This is a genomic window from Alcaligenes sp. Me129 (assembly GCF_050487245.1).
GTDB classification, from domain to species: Bacteria; Pseudomonadota; Gammaproteobacteria; order Burkholderiales; family Burkholderiaceae_B; genus Alcaligenes; species Alcaligenes phenolicus.
The window spans coordinates 85,776-100,088 of sequence record NZ_JBKQGX010000008.1 but is presented as its reverse complement, the minus strand read 5'-3'; the positions used below and the strand labels follow the sequence as shown (position 1 = coordinate 100,088).

The 14,313-nt window shown below is 56.0% G+C and carries 13 protein-coding genes; 12 read left to right on the top strand and 1 reads right to left on the bottom strand.

Going from position 1 to position 14,313, the window contains the following annotated elements:
• Window positions 1–17 precede the first annotated feature (17 nt).
• The 12 genes from pdxR (at window position 18) to ACLPGZ_RS10485 (ending at window position 13,166) form a co-directional block, all read left to right on the top strand.
• Complete coding sequence (pdxR, locus tag ACLPGZ_RS10540; protein WP_239054320.1) at window positions 18–1,445, top strand: MocR-like pyridoxine biosynthesis transcription factor PdxR; 1,428 nt, start codon at window positions 18–20, stop codon at window positions 1,443–1,445.
• A 234-nt stretch (window positions 1,446–1,679) separates the two neighbouring features.
• Window positions 1,680–3,083 (top strand): 3-isopropylmalate dehydratase large subunit, encoded by a 1,404-nt coding sequence (leuC, locus tag ACLPGZ_RS10535; RefSeq protein ID WP_009462151.1) that lies wholly within the window; start codon window positions 1,680–1,682, stop codon window positions 3,081–3,083.
• 13 nt (window positions 3,084–3,096) lie between these two features.
• Window positions 3,097–3,741 carry a 3-isopropylmalate dehydratase small subunit gene (leuD, locus tag ACLPGZ_RS10530; protein ID WP_009462149.1) on the top strand — a complete coding sequence of 215 codons (645 nt, stop codon included), beginning with the start codon at window positions 3,097–3,099 and terminating at the stop codon, window positions 3,739–3,741.
• Between the two features lie 120 nt (window positions 3,742–3,861).
• Entirely contained in the window at window positions 3,862–4,938 is a 1,077-nt protein-coding gene (gene leuB, locus ACLPGZ_RS10525) for a 3-isopropylmalate dehydrogenase (RefSeq protein ID WP_009462147.1), read from the top strand.
• Window positions 4,939–4,983: 45 nt separating this feature from the next.
• Window positions 4,984–6,108: an aspartate-semialdehyde dehydrogenase gene (gene asd, locus ACLPGZ_RS10520; RefSeq protein ID WP_009462145.1), complete on the top strand. Its 1,125-nt coding sequence runs from the start codon at window positions 4,984–4,986 to the stop codon at window positions 6,106–6,108.
• Between the two features lie 2 nt (window positions 6,109–6,110).
• Complete coding sequence (locus ACLPGZ_RS10515; protein WP_115633771.1) at window positions 6,111–7,517, top strand: type IV pilus assembly protein FimV; 1,407 nt, start codon at window positions 6,111–6,113, stop codon at window positions 7,515–7,517.
• A 12-nt stretch (window positions 7,518–7,529) separates the two neighbouring features.
• The gene (truA, locus tag ACLPGZ_RS10510; RefSeq protein WP_115633770.1) at window positions 7,530–8,345 is read left to right on the top strand and encodes a tRNA pseudouridine(38-40) synthase TruA; all 816 of its coding nucleotides are present in this window, start codon (window positions 7,530–7,532) and stop codon (window positions 8,343–8,345) included.
• Between the two features lie 185 nt (window positions 8,346–8,530).
• Complete coding sequence (locus tag ACLPGZ_RS10505) at window positions 8,531–9,148, top strand: TRAP transporter small permease subunit (RefSeq protein WP_035272797.1); 618 nt, start codon at window positions 8,531–8,533, stop codon at window positions 9,146–9,148.
• Window positions 9,149–9,150: 2 nt separating this feature from the next.
• Complete coding sequence (locus tag ACLPGZ_RS10500) at window positions 9,151–10,824, top strand: TRAP transporter large permease (protein ID WP_083053440.1); 1,674 nt, start codon at window positions 9,151–9,153, stop codon at window positions 10,822–10,824.
• 59 nt (window positions 10,825–10,883) lie between these two features.
• On the top strand, window positions 10,884–11,546 hold the full coding sequence (locus ACLPGZ_RS10495; protein WP_035272792.1) for a phosphoribosylanthranilate isomerase: 663 nt from the start codon (window positions 10,884–10,886) through the stop codon (window positions 11,544–11,546).
• Between the two features lie 97 nt (window positions 11,547–11,643).
• A complete protein-coding gene (locus ACLPGZ_RS10490) occupies window positions 11,644–12,459 on the top strand; it encodes a TlpA disulfide reductase family protein (RefSeq protein WP_268379908.1) in 816 nt (271 codons plus the stop codon).
• A 224-nt stretch (window positions 12,460–12,683) separates the two neighbouring features.
• The gene (locus ACLPGZ_RS10485; protein WP_022983149.1) at window positions 12,684–13,166 is read left to right on the top strand and encodes a hypothetical protein; all 483 of its coding nucleotides are present in this window, start codon (window positions 12,684–12,686) and stop codon (window positions 13,164–13,166) included.
• A 92-nt stretch (window positions 13,167–13,258) separates the two neighbouring features.
• On the opposite strand, the gene ACLPGZ_RS10480 is transcribed toward ACLPGZ_RS10485, so the two are convergent.
• Window positions 13,259–14,263 carry a bile acid:sodium symporter family protein gene (locus tag ACLPGZ_RS10480; RefSeq protein WP_429641204.1) on the bottom strand — a complete coding sequence of 335 codons (1,005 nt, stop codon included), beginning with the start codon at window positions 14,261–14,263 and terminating at the stop codon, window positions 13,259–13,261.
• Window positions 14,264–14,313 lie beyond the last annotated feature (50 nt).

Genomic DNA, 14,313 nt, shown 5'->3' with positions numbered 1-14,313 from the left:
TTGACTAGGACATGGGTATGGATCTACGCCACTGGAAACCCAGCCGGGAACCAGGCATTCCTGTTTATCAGCAGTTGTACGAGCGCTTTCGGGATGCGATTGCTGCAGGCCAATTGCGCCCCGGCGACCGGGTGCCATCCATACGTAGTCTGGCCAGTGAGCTGAATGTGGCCAAGGGTACGGTGGAGCAGGCCTATCAAATCTTGCTGGGTGAAGGCTACTTTCTGGCACGAGGGCCGGCAGGAACGGTGGTGTCACCGCAGTTGGCCAGTTTGGCTGCGAAAAGATATGCCAGTGTCCCTGCCTCATCCCTGCGTGCCTCGCCATATGTACCAGCAGAAGACTCACCCCCTTTGCCATTTCAGCTGGGCCTGCCGGCTTTGGATGCCTTTCCGCGCAAGACCTGGGCACGACTGGCCAACCAGAATCAGCGCTCTTTGGGGGGCGTGGCAATGCGTTACCCCGATCCGGTGGGCTATGCGCCGTTGCGGCGGGCTATTGCGGCTTATTTGGGCGTATCGCGCGGCATAGCTTGTCTGCCGGAGCAGATCTTTGTGACGGCCGGGTATTGGGGGGCGCTGGAGCTCGTGTGTCGTAGCGTTCTGAATCCGGGTGACGCGGGCTGGTACGAAAATCCTGGCTATATTTTTGCCCGCCAGTTCTTGAAGCAGGCCGGCATGCACGTGCATGCGGTGCCGCTGGATGAAGACGGCCTGAACCTTATAGCCGGACAGCAGCATTGCCCACAGGCACGCTTTGCCATCGTGACCCCCACTCATCAAAGCCCTATGGGCATGGCCATGTCCCTACCCAGGCGTTTGCAATTGCTGGAGTGGGCCAGACAGCAGCAGGCCTGGATTGTGGAGGACGATTACGACAGCGAGTTTCGCTATCACGGACGTCCTTTGCCTGCCCTGAAAAGTCTGGATAGGGACGACAGGGTGATCTATACCGGCACCTTCAGCAAGGTTCTGAATCCCGGTTTGCGGCTGGCGTACATGGTCGCACCTCTGTCCCAGGTGGAGCGTTTCCAGCAGGCGGCTCACTATTCAGGCGGGCCGGGTTCCATCCTGACGCAGGCTACCGTGGCGGACTTCATGGAGCAGGGCTACTTTGCGCGGCACTTGCGCAAGATGCGGGCTTTGTATGCACAACGTCGGGCTTATTTGGTGCAGGCTCTGCAACAGATATTGGGGGAGCGCTTGCAGGTGCAAAGCCAGGCAGGGGGGATTCATGTGCTTGCCAATTTGAGGAGGGCAGAAGATGACCGGCCTTTGGCCAAGGCTGCCCAGGAACATGGCATGGCCGTTCAGGCCTTGAGCGATTGGCAAATATCGCCTGCTGTGCATAAGGGGCTGTTGATGGGCTTTGCCAATATCAGCGATCAGGGCATGGCCGATGAATGGGTAGAACGTTTGAGCTTGGCCATTGCTGAACCTTCTTGAACAAGAGTCCGGCCTGCAGCAATCGCCAAGGCTGACGACGTTGGTCTCCCGGAGCCTTCTTTGACAAGGCTCCGGGAGACCTTTTTCAGGGGCATGTTTCTATTTAGGGTGGTAGTCCCAATACTAGTATGGAAACTGGTCTTGTCCCAGTTACTGCGCCTGTCATAATAAGAAAAAATTAATGTGCAGCCCGCTCTGTGCGGACTGTAATTTCAACTGAATCGCGAGAGCGCAATGGCAAAAACCTTATACGATAAGTTGTTCGACGAACACGTCGTGCATCAGGACACGGATGGCACCTGTTTGATCTACATTGATCGCCACTTGCTGCATGAAGTGACCAGCCCCCAGGCCTTTGAAGGCTTGACTCTGGCCGGCCGCAAGCCTTGGCGCATCAGTGCCAACCTGGCTGTGGCGGACCACAACGTCCCCACCACCTCCCGCCAGAACGGTATTGAAGACCCGATCTCGCGCCTGCAGGTCGATACCCTGGACGCCAACTGCGAAGAATTCGGCATTACCGAATTCCGCATGAACGACGTGCGTCAGGGCATTGTGCACATTGTCGGCCCTGAGCAGGGCGCGACCTTGCCTGGCATGACCGTGGTTTGTGGTGACTCCCACACCAGCACGCACGGTGCCGTGGGCGCTTTGGCCTTTGGTATTGGTACCTCGGAGGTCGAGCACACGCTGGCCACTCAGACCTTGCTGATGAAGAAAAGCAAAAGCATGCTGATCCAGGTGGACGGCAAGCTGCCTTTTGGCTGTACTGCCAAGGACCTGATCCTGTACGTGATCGGTCAGATCGGTACTGCTGGTGGTACCGGCTACGCCATTGAGTTCGGCGGCTCGGCAATTCGCGCCTTGTCTATGGAAGGCCGCATGACCGTGTGCAATATGGCGATTGAAGCCGGTGCACGTTCAGGCATGGTGGCTGTGGACGAGCAAACCATTCAGTATCTGCGTGGCCGTCCTTACTCGCCCAAAGGCGTGTTGTGGGATCAGGCTGTGGCTTACTGGAACACCTTGCACACTGACGAAGGTGCCGAGTTTGATCGCGTGATTCGCATCGATGCCAGTCAGATCACCCCTCAGTTGACTTGGGGCACCTCGCCTGAAATGGTGTTGCCTATCGACAGCCGCGTACCCGATCCAGAGAAAGAAAAAGACGAAGTCACCCGCAATGGCATGGAGCGTGCATTGGAATACATGGGCCTGACGCCCAATATGCCGTTGACCGACATCCGTATCGACCGCGTGTTCATCGGCTCCTGTACCAATGCCCGTATCGAGGACTTGCGTGCGGCTGCCAGCGTGGCCAAGGGTCGCAAAGTCGCTTCCAACGTCAAGCAGGCCATGATTGTTCCCGGCTCCGGTCTGGTGAAACGTCAAGCCGAGCAAGAAGGTCTGGACAAGATTTTCCTGAACGCCGGTTTTGAATGGCGTGAGCCTGGTTGCTCCATGTGTCTGGCCATGAACGCTGACCGTCTGGAACCGGGCGAGCGTTGCGCTTCGACCTCCAATCGTAACTTTGAAGGACGTCAGGGGCAGGGTGGTCGTACCCACCTGGTCAGCCCAGCCATGGCGGCTGCCGCTGCCATTGCCGGCCATTTTGTCGACGTGCGTTCGTTCAACTGAGGAAATCCACACCATGCAAGCATTTACTACTCATGAAGGTCTGGTCGCTCCCTTGGATCGGGAGAACGTGGATACGGACTTGATCATCCCCAAGCAGTTCCTCAAATCCATCAAGCGCACCGGCTTTGGCCCCAACTTGTTTGATGAGTTGCGTTATCTGGATCACGGCGAGCCCGGCATGGACAATTCCCGCCGCCCGCTGAACCCGGACTTTGTGCTGAACCAGGACCGCTACCAGGGCGCTTCCGTACTGCTGGCGCGCAAGAACTTTGGTTGTGGCTCCAGCCGTGAGCACGCTCCCTGGGCCTTGATGCAATATGGTTTTCGCGCCATTATCGCGCCGTCTTTTGCCGATATTTTCTTCAACAACAGCTTCAAGAACGGCTTGCTGCCCATCGTCCTGAACGAGCTGGATATTGCCCGCCTGTTCGATGAAGTCAAAGCTTTCCCCGGCTACAAGCTGCGTATTGATCTGGCCGAACAGCGCGTGATCACGCCTGAAGGCCGTGAATTGCCGTTCACTATCGATGCGTCGCGCAAGCACAGCCTCTTGAATGGTCTGGATGAAATTGGCCTGACCTTGCAGAAAGCGGACATGATCCGTCAGTACGAAGCCGAGCGTCTGGCCCGTCACCCCTGGCTGGTTGGCCAGCCTTGAGCCTGGGCGCAGGTTTTGTAGAAGCTTCGCTGTTGCTGCCTTTCTGGGGCAGCCAAGATGCTCCGGCCATCAGGCCGGAGTTCTTCACACTTATTCCCTAATTTTTACGTCCTACTCATCATGACTCATAAAATTGCAGTATTGCCCGGTGATGGCATCGGTCCCGAGATTACCGAACAGGCGCAGCGCGTACTGGGTGCTCTGGGCATGGATCTGGAAATGACCGTGGCTCCCGTGGGCGGCGCCGCTTACGATTTGCACGGCCACCCCCTGCCACCTGAAACGCTGAGCCTGGCTCAAAACTCCGACGCTGTGCTGTTCGGCGCCGTGGGTGACTGGAAATACGACTCTCTGGAGCGCCACCTGCGTCCCGAACAAGCCATTTTGGGTTTGCGTCGTGCCATGGGCCTGTTCGCCAACTTGCGTCCCGCCATCCTGTACCCGCAACTGGCTAACGCTTCTACCTTGAAACCAGAAGTTGTGTCCGGTCTGGATATCCTGATCGTGCGCGAATTGACAGGTGATATTTACTTCGGTCAGCCTCGTGGCGTGCGTACGGTGGAAGAGGGCAACTTCGCGGGCGAGCGTCAGGGCTTTGACACCATGCACTACGCCGAAAGCGAAGTGCGCCGTATCGCTCACGTGGGTTTCCAGGCCGCACAAAAACGTCAGAAGCGCTTGTGCAGCGTGGATAAATCCAATGTGCTGGAAACATCCCAGTTCTGGCGCGACATCATGATTGATGTGGCCCGCGAATATCCGGACGTGGAATTGAGCCACATGTATGTGGACAACGCCGCCATGCAGTTGGTGCGCGCACCAAAAGAATTTGACGTGATCGTCACAGGCAACCTGTTTGGCGATATCCTATCGGATGAAGCGGCCATGTTGACAGGCTCCATTGGCATGTTGCCTTCGGCATCTCTGAACGCATCCCAGCAAGGTTTGTACGAACCCAGCCACGGCTCGGCACCCGATATCGCCGGTCAGGACAAGGCCAATCCTTTGGCCACCATTTTGTCCGCTGCCATGTTGCTGCGCTACTCGCTCAATGCAGAAGACCAGGCCAAGCGTATCGAAGCGGCGGTTGCCAGCGTGCTCGAACAAGGTCTGCGCACCGGTGACATCTACGAGGACGGTTGCCAATTGCTGAGCACCAGTGCTATGGGGGATGCAGTGCTCAAGGCTTTGCGATAGTATCTTTTATCGTTTTATTTTTTTATATATCCAGGTGGTATTACCATGACTCAAGCGGTAGGTTTGGTCGGCTGGCGTGGGATGGTGGGCTCCGTGCTCATGCAGCGCATGCGCGACGAAGGCGATTTTTCCCTTTTTCAGCCGGTGTTTTTCTCGACTAGCAATGCTGGCGGCGCAGCTCCTTCGTGGGCTGACGGTGCTGGCCCATTGCAGGACGCCCACGATATTGACGCCTTGAAAAAGTTGCCAATTATTGTGACCGCCCAGGGTGGAGATTACACAAGCCAGATCTACCCCAAGCTGCGTGCCGCTGGCTGGAATGGTTTGTGGATTGACGCGGCCAGCACGCTGCGCATGGACGAAAACTCCGTGATCGTGCTGGACCCGATCAACCGTCCTGTTATCGATGCTGCACTGGCCAAAGGTGGCAAGCAGTTCATCGGTGGCAACTGTACGGTTAGCTGCATGCTGATGGGTCTGGGCGGTCTGTTCAACCAGAATCTGGTTGAGTGGATGACCAGCATGACTTACCAGGCTGCTTCCGGTGGTGGCGCACAGCATATGCGCGAACTGCTGACTCAGTTCGGTCTGATCAACCAGTCCGTCTCCAGCCTGCTGGACGATCCCGCATCGGCCATTCTGGATATTGACCGCGGTGTCTTGCAGACACAACGCGACCCCAATCTGCCTCAGAAAAACTTTGGCGTACCCCTGGGCGGTAGCCTGATCCCCTGGATCGACTCCGATCTGGGCAATGGCATGACGCGTGAAGAGTGGAAAGGCGGTGTGGAAACCAACAAAATCCTGGGCCGTGGTGCACAGGACAAGCACATTCCTATCGACGGTCTGTGCGTGCGTATCGGTGCCATGCGCTGCCACAGCCAGGCACTGACCATCAAGCTGACCCGCGATGTTCCGCTGGACGAGATCACCGACATCCTGGCTGAAGGTTCCAAGTGGGCCAAGGTTGTGCCTAACGAGCGTCAAGCCACGGTCCAAGCGCTGACTCCGGTTGCCGTCACCGGCACGCTGGATATCCCTGTGGGCCGTCTGCGCAAGCTGAACATGGGCCCCGAGTACCTGAGCGCCTTCACGGTTGGCGACCAGTTGCTGTGGGGTGCGGCTGAACCGCTGCGCCGCATGTTGCGCATCGCTTTGGGCGAGCTCTAATCATGGCTGGCCGTCTGCATCCTGTACGTACGCTGGGTTCGGCCCTGCTATTGGCCGGGATGCTGGCGGCTGCGCCGGTTTCCGCCCTGGAAATCGGTCATAGTCGTTTTGTGTCGGCTCCTAATCAGGTTTTCAAGCTGGATGTGGGCATTCGACAGATCAGCCCTGAAGAAAGCCTGTCCTTGAAGGTGACACCCGCCCCCTTGTCCGCCTGGCAACAGGCGGGCTTGACCCCTCCGGTTGATCTGGACTCCTTGAAGGCCGTGATCGAGCGGGATGGGCAGGGGCAAGTACGACGCATTCGGTTGTCCTCCGAGCAGATGTTCTCGGGCTCGGTGGCCGATGTGCTCTTGCAGATTCAAAGTGATAGCGGGCAGTTCCTGCATCAGGTCAGCGTACTGGCTCCGGCCCCGGTGGCCGTGAAGGCAGTGGCTCAGCCACAGGCAGCGTATCGGGCACCGGTATCCGTGCAGGCTTCTGCTTCGAGCTCTGTATCCAGTGTGCAGACCCAAAGTGCGGTACGCGTGAAATCGGGTGATACCTTGCATGCCCTGGCGCGCCGCCATGCGGTGGATGGTGTCAGCTCTTATCAGTGGATGATGGCGGTTCAAAAGCAGAACCCGAATGCCTTCATCGACCAGAATATGCATCGCCTGAAGGCGGGCCAAACGCTACAGATTCCTGATGCGGCGGCCATGTTGTCCATTGACGATGCCCAAGCTCGCCGCTTCTATGTTGACCAGGCTCAGGCCTTGCGCTCCGCTGCGCAAGCAGGGCAGGATCAGGCGGATGCGTCTCAAGGTGTAGCACAAACAGGCTCCGGCGAGCCAGGTGCTCAGGCGCAAGGCCAGGATCGTTTGCTATTGTCGGCAGGGGCAGAGGCCCGTGACGCCAAACAGCAATTGCAGCACGAGCTGCGCGAGACCGGCGATCGTGTCTCGCAGCTGGAAGAGAATGTTTCCACCCTGGGCCGTGCCTTGCAGTCCCAAGGCGAGGCCGCTAAAGATCTGATCCTGGACTCAGCGCAGGAGCTGGGTCTGGGTGACTCCGGCAGCGATGCCGCTACTGGTAATACTTCTTCTGGCGCCTCAGGCGCCGCTTCTTCTGCCGCCGTGGCAGGAGCGATTTCCGTGCCGTCCGAGCCCGAACAGGGCAAGATGGCCGGTGCAGTTAACAAGGCAAAAAAGACCGTGTCCTGGATTCAAGAACATATGTTGGCCGTGATGGCCGTGGTACTGGCGTTGATTGTGGTCCTGGTGACCTGGGTTTTGCGTCGTGCCAATACTGAAAATCGCCATGGCGATGATTCCCCTGCGCCTGTCAGTGAAGCGATGGTTCGGGAAAAGCTGGAAAAAATCAATCTGGACTTGGATCAGCCGCCTTCGGACGAGCCTCCCGTTCGTCAGTAAGGCATACCCACCATGAGACGTATTGCATTGGGTGTCTGCTATGAAGGGACGCCCTGGCTGGGTTGGCAAAGTCAGGCCGGTGGCAACACCGTTCAAGATGTTCTGGAGCAGGCACTGGGCCGTTTTACGGCCCAGCCTGTTTCTACGATCTGCGCCGGTCGCACCGACACTGGCGTTCACGCCCTCAATCAAGTCGTTCATCTGGACACGGCTGCCGAGCGCAGCCTGGAGTCGTGGGTGCGCGGCTTGAACGCCTTGCTGCCGGACTCCGTTGCCGTGCAATGGGCGCGCGAAGTGCCGGATGATTTTCATGCCCGCTTCTCGGCCCAAGGCCGTCATTACGTTTATCTGCTGCGCCAGCACCGGGTGCGTTCCCCCTTGTTGCATGGTCGAGTGGCCTGGGTGTTTCGTCCTTTGGACCTGGCTCTGATGCAAGAGGCCGCCCAGCACCTGGTGGGCGAACATGATTTCAGCGCGTTTCGTTCCTCGCAATGCCAGGCGGCCAGTCCGGTGCGCACCATGTCGCAGATCCGGATTGAACAGCAGGGCGACTTTTTCCTGTTCCGTTTCAGCGCCAATGCCTTTTTACATCACATGATCCGCAATCTGATGGGCGTGCTGATTTATATCGGCCAAGGCCGTCAGCCGCCTGATTGGGTGCTGCATTTATTGGCACAGCGCGATCGCCGCTTGTCAGCCCCGACTTTCGATGCCAGTGGCCTGTATCTGGCCGGGGTGGATTACCCCAAGCAGTTCGATATTCCCGCCAGCAATCCCTACGATTTGCTCTATGAGTTAAGTGGATTGCGTTTTGGTGAAACGGCCTGAAAAAAATCATGATTTAGTCCGTTTCTAAAGGGTTTATCCCCGGTATTCGAACCGGCTTCACATGCTTCAATCGTATAAAATGTGAAGCCATTTTCTTCTCTTACATTCTTATCTGTATAAGGCCGACCACCTTCGAGCATTAGCCACAAGCGAATCCTGAAGGCGACCATATCCTGAGCAAGGCCATGAAATTCTTCTTACGATTGTCTAGTTTGATCGACCGTTTGAATACGGTCGTTGGTAAGTCCGTGACTTGGCTGACCCTGATCGTGGTGTTGGTCAGTGCGATTAACGCCATCGTGCGTAAAGTGTTCGGCGTCAGTTCGAACTACTGGCTTGAATTGCAGTGGTATTTGTTTGGTGCAATTTTCTTGCTGGCCGCTGGTTATACCTTCTTTGTGAACGAGCATGTTCGGGTGGATGCTTTGGCGGAACGATTCCCGCCCCGGGTTCAGGTCTGGATCGATGTTATCGGCGTGATCTTTTTCCTTTTGCCCGCCACACTGCTTATTTTCTGGCTCTCGATTCCCTTTTTCCAGCAATCCTATGTGCTGAACGAACTCTCCTCCAATACCGGGGGGATGATACGTTGGCCGGTCAAGCTATTGATTCCCGTTGGCTTCTTTTTGTTAGCCCTGGCCGGTGTATCGCATTTGATCAAATGCATAGGCTTTTTGCGTGGTGCTTGTCCCAACCCCTTGTTAAGAAATGGGGGGCTGAGTGCCGAAGAAGAACTTGCCCAGGAAATCCGCGAGATTGCCCAGGCAAATGAAGCAACAATCTCTGTTTCCAAGGGCCAGTAACAATGGAATTCTTGACTGATAATCTGGCCCCGATCATGTTCATCAACTTGATCGTGTTTTTGCTGTTGGGCTTCCCGGTTACCTTCACGCTGTCTGCGATTGGTGTCCTGTACGGTCTGGTCGCCATCGAGCTGGGCATGATGCAGCCGGCCTTGTTCCAGGCCTTGCCGCAACGGGTCTTTGGCATTGTTGAAAACGATACCTTGCTGGCCGTTCCGTTCTTTACTCTGATGGGGCTTATTCTTGAGCGATCAGGAATGGCGGAGGACTTGCTGGAGACCATTGGCCAGTTGTTTGGCCCCCTGCGTGGTGGTCTGGCAATTGCCGTGGTGCTGGTGGGGGCCATGCTGGCCGCCACAACGGGTGTGGTGTCGGCTTCCGTGATTTCCATGGGCCTGATCTCCTTGCCCATCATGCTGCGTTACGGATATGACCGCAGGCTGGCAACGGGGGTGATTGCCGCCTCCGGGACCTTGTCGCAGATCATTCCGCCCTCCATCGTACTGATCATTCTGGCTGACCAACTGGGCCGCTCTATTGGTGATATGTACCGTGGCGCCATGCTCCCCGGTTTGCTGCTGACGGCAGTCTACATCCTCTACATCGTGGTGATGTCCTACATCAAGCCCAAATCGGCCCCGGCCTTGCCGCCCGAAGCGCGTATCTATGTTGAAGATAATGGTAGCCGCGGCCTGACATCCCTGATTGTGCTGACGCTGGTTGCAACCGCGGTGGCGTACTTCGGTTCGCAGCACTACTTTGCCACGCACCCTAATATCCCGATGGACGAGCACGTGGTTGTGGTGCTGCTGTTGTGGGGTATTACGGCCTGGGTGATCGCGCTGATCAACAAGCTGCTCAAGCTGAAAATGCTGTCCAAGATCGCCGAGCGTGTGGTCTTTGTGATGGTGCCCCCGCTGTTCCTGATCTTCCTGGTGCTGGGTACGATCTTTATTGGGGTGGCTACCCCGACCGAAGGTGGGGCGATGGGGGCGGTCGGCGCCATCATCATGGCGGTATCTCGTGGCCGTCTGTCCTGGAAGCTGCTGCGTCAGGCCATGGAATCGACGACTCGTCTGTCCTGCTTCGTGGTCTTCATTCTGGTGGGTTCTACCGTCTTTAGCCTGAGCTTCCGTGGCATCAATGGCGATTTGTGGGTGGAACACCTCTTGATCGACATGCCTGGCGGTGAGTGGGGCTTCCTGATTATCGTCAGTATCCTGACCTTCCTGCTGGCTTTCTTCCTGGACTTTTTTGAGCTGGCCTTTATTATTGTGCCGCTGCTCGGGCCGATTGCCGACAAGATGGGCATTGACCTGATCTGGTTCGGTGTCTTGCTGGCGGTCAATATGCAGACCTCCTTCATGCACCCGCCCTTTGGTTTTGCGCTGTTCTTCCTGCGTTCCGTCGCCCCCAAAGAGGACTACACCGACAAGGTCACGGGCGAGCGCATCAAGCGTGTGGCCACAACGGATATTTACTGGGGATCGGTACCGTTTATTATCATTCAGTTGTTGATGGTGGCAACGGTACTGGTCTTCCCCGGACTGGTTACGCACTATAAGCACGGCGAAGTTCTGCTGGAGGATTCGCAAATCCAGTTTGGTACGGAATCGACTTACGGTTCTGACAGCTACGGATTTGGAACGGATGACGCGGCCAGCAGTTTCCAATAAGCTTATTTCATGATTCACACGGGGGCATCTGGCCCCCGTTTTTTATTCAAGGATGTGTGATGTTCAGCCGTACCCGAGTCAAGATTTGTGGCTTTACCCGAGCGCAGGATATTGATGCTGCCGTGCAGTTGGGCGCGGATGCGGTGGGGTTTGTCTTTTACCCGAAAAGTGCCCGTATGCTGAGTACGGAGCAGGCTGTTGCCCTGCGCGCCCGTGTGCCGGCGTTTGTGCAGGCAGTCAGCCTGTTTGTGAATGCGTCCGAGAGCTTTGTTCGGGAAATTCTGGAACAGGTGCAACCGGACTTGCTGCAATTTCACGGTGAAGAAAGCCCGGAAGAATGCCGTCGCTACGCGCATCCCTATATCAAGGCTTTCCGAGTCGGTGCGCCTGGTCTGGATACGGTGGATGGCCTGCTGGAACAGTGCTTGAAGTATCAGGATGCCCGAGCCTGGCTGATGGATGGTTATCACGATGCCTATGGCGGCACCGGTACGGCTTTTGATCCGGAGCTGATTCAGGGGCTGCAGGCGCGTCTGGACGGCCAGGACGGACTGCCGCCGCTGGTTCTTGCCGGAGGCATGCGTATCGACAATGTGGCCGAACGAGTCGCCTTGCATCGTCCCTATGCGATTGATGTCAGCAGTGGAGTCGAGCTGGAACCCGGCATCAAATGCAAAACGAAAATGGGCCAATTCATGCAGATTTTGAGTAGCGCCTCCTGATTGAGGGAATCTTTTAGCAGCGACGCTGTCTGTACTTATTGCCCCGACCCGCTTATGGCGGGTCGATTTTTATTTGGTCTTGTCAGGATTTATGTTTATGCAAAGCATACAGCTCGGTCCCTTTACCTTTGCCACGTCTCTATTTGCTTTTATGGTCGCGGCATTGCTGGGGCTGTTTCTGGCCGCCTGGCTGGATAGACGCAAGCAGACCCGAGCTGAATCGGTGCTGTGGCGCGCGATGATTCTGGGTGTGCTGGTCGGTCGTTTGGGTTTTCTGATCCAGCAATGGCCGTTTTATCAAAGCGAACCCTTGAGCTGGCTGGATTTGCGCGACGGCGGTCTGATGATCCCGGCAGCCGTGACGGCAGGCTGGTTCTATGTGCTGTGGCGCGTGCTGCGTGACAAGGCCGTTTTGCCTGCTGTATCGGGAGGGTTGGCCGTTGGTGTGGCGGCATTTTCGCTAATCATGGTCGCGACAGGGCGAGGGGGAGTGGAAACCGCCATGCCATTGCCCGAGATAGACTTGATCCCTATGCAGCTTGATGTCAGTGCTCCGGAAAATCTGGATTTGTATAAAGGCAAGGTCACGGTCGTTAACTTGTGGGCCAGCTGGTGTCCTCCGTGCCGCCGCGAAATGCCTGCCTTCAAGCAAGTGCAATCCACCCGGTCCGACGTGAATATCGTGTTTGCGAACCAGGGCGAGGAACTGGTCGAGATCCAGAAGTACCTGATGGACGAGAATCTGGAGCTGGATAATATGTGGCGCGACCCGCAAATGCAGCTGGGCCAGGCCGTGCGCAGCCGTGGCTTGCCTACAACCTTGTTTTTGGACGAGCAGGGACGTTTGGTGGATGTCCGAGCCGGGGAGTTGTCTGCTGCAACTTTGAACGACAAGATCAATAAGCTGAAATAGAAATATTTTGCTGAGATTGATTCCGGTTTTTATTTTTGTTTTTTAACTGGTTTATTTATTTTAATAAACAAGTTTTATTCAAATAATATAAAGATACTAATTAGGCTGTCGCCTTGTTTTCGATTAGTTAATTCAATCGATAAACAAGCCTGGTTTCAGGTTTTTAACAGAATTCGACTGCTACTATAGGCCCTTGTTTTTTATCTGTTTACAAGGGTTTAGCCATGAATTTGACAGAGAAAGGAACGAAGACGGCGAAGCTTTCGGCGTCCGATAGAATTATCTATGCAGATAATCACCTGATCCATGGGCCAGATGATATTACGGCTTATATGAAAGGTGTGTGTTATGACGCCGCTGCCTATATGCGTTATTTATATAATGCGAAAATCAGTTTTGATCAGCTGACTTCCATTTCGGCGCAGAACTGGCTGCCGGTATTCAAGTTTGCTGAAGGCAGAATGTGGGATGGTCGGAATTCCTTGCCTGGCGGCAAGGCCATTGGCTTTTGTCGAGTCAAGGGCATGGAGTTCTTCCATGCTGCCGTCGCGGTTGGAGGGACCGAAATTCGGGCGATCAATGGCGGTTTGCTGGGAGCAGGTTGGCTACATCCGGTCGACTTGCGCAAGGTGCTCACTCAAAAGAATCCCGATGGCTCCTTCAAGTACGACGGCACCGATATCTTTGTCTACATTTCGAATCTATAAATAAAGAAACCGGCATCAAGCCGGTTTCTTTTTGTGCCGCTGTCTCCAAAGCAAGCCCCACGTGTCGGGGGGCTGCTGACGATAGAGTGCTATCAGGCCTTTTGCAAGCTGATCGCTTCCTCAGGAGTCTCAGGCCGTTGCGCATACTTATTCGCAATGAATGCACAAGCCATCAACTGGATCTGGTGGAAGATCATGATGGGCAGCAGGGCTGGGCCAATGGCGGCGCCAGTAAACAGCACTTGGGCCATAGGTACGCCAGTGGCCAGACTTTTCTTGGAGCCACCGAAGACAATCGTGATTTCGTCTTCTTTATTGAAGCCCAGCTTGCGGGCCAGCCAGGTGGTCAGGAACAGGATGATGGCCAGCAAGACCAGGCAGACTACGGCCAGAATCGCCAGGGACTTGGGCGGGACAGCTTGCCACAGGCCACCAATCACGGAAGCACTGAAAGCGGTGTAGACCACCAGCAAGATGGAGGACTGGTCCACGCTGCGCAGCCATTTACGGTTGCGATCCATCCATTTGCCAATCAGGGGGCGCATCAAGTGGCCGACCACAAAAGGCAACAACAATTGCAGACTGATCTTCTTGATGGCGTCCAGGGTCGAAGTGGCCGAACCACCGTCTGCATCAAGCAGCAGTTTCAACAAGACGGGGGTGAGCACAATACCGATCAGGCTGGAGGCCGAGGCGCTGCAAATCGCGGCAGGCACGTTACCACGAGCAATCGAGGTAAAGGCAATGGCCGATTGCACGGTGCCGGGCAGGGCACACATGTACAGAATGCCCACAAACAAGGGCATGCCCAGCAATGGCAGCAAGATGGGCTTGGACAGCAGGCCCAGCAGGGGAAACATGACAAAGGTGCAGCTAAAGACCAGCAGGTGCAAACGCCAGTGGGTGGCCCCAGCAATGATGGCTTCGCGGGATAGCTTGGCCCCGTGCATGAAAAACAGCAGGGCAATCGCCAGACCAGTGATCACGTCAAAGAACACCGCACCTTGGCCGTAGGCGGGAAAGAAACTTGCCAGTGCCACTACGCCGATCAGGATCAGGGTGAAGTTGTCAAAAAGCAGTCGCAGTTGAGAGAACATGGGTTTGTTAGAGGCTTGAAAGGCTTGCGTTATGAAAGGCCTCACTTTAC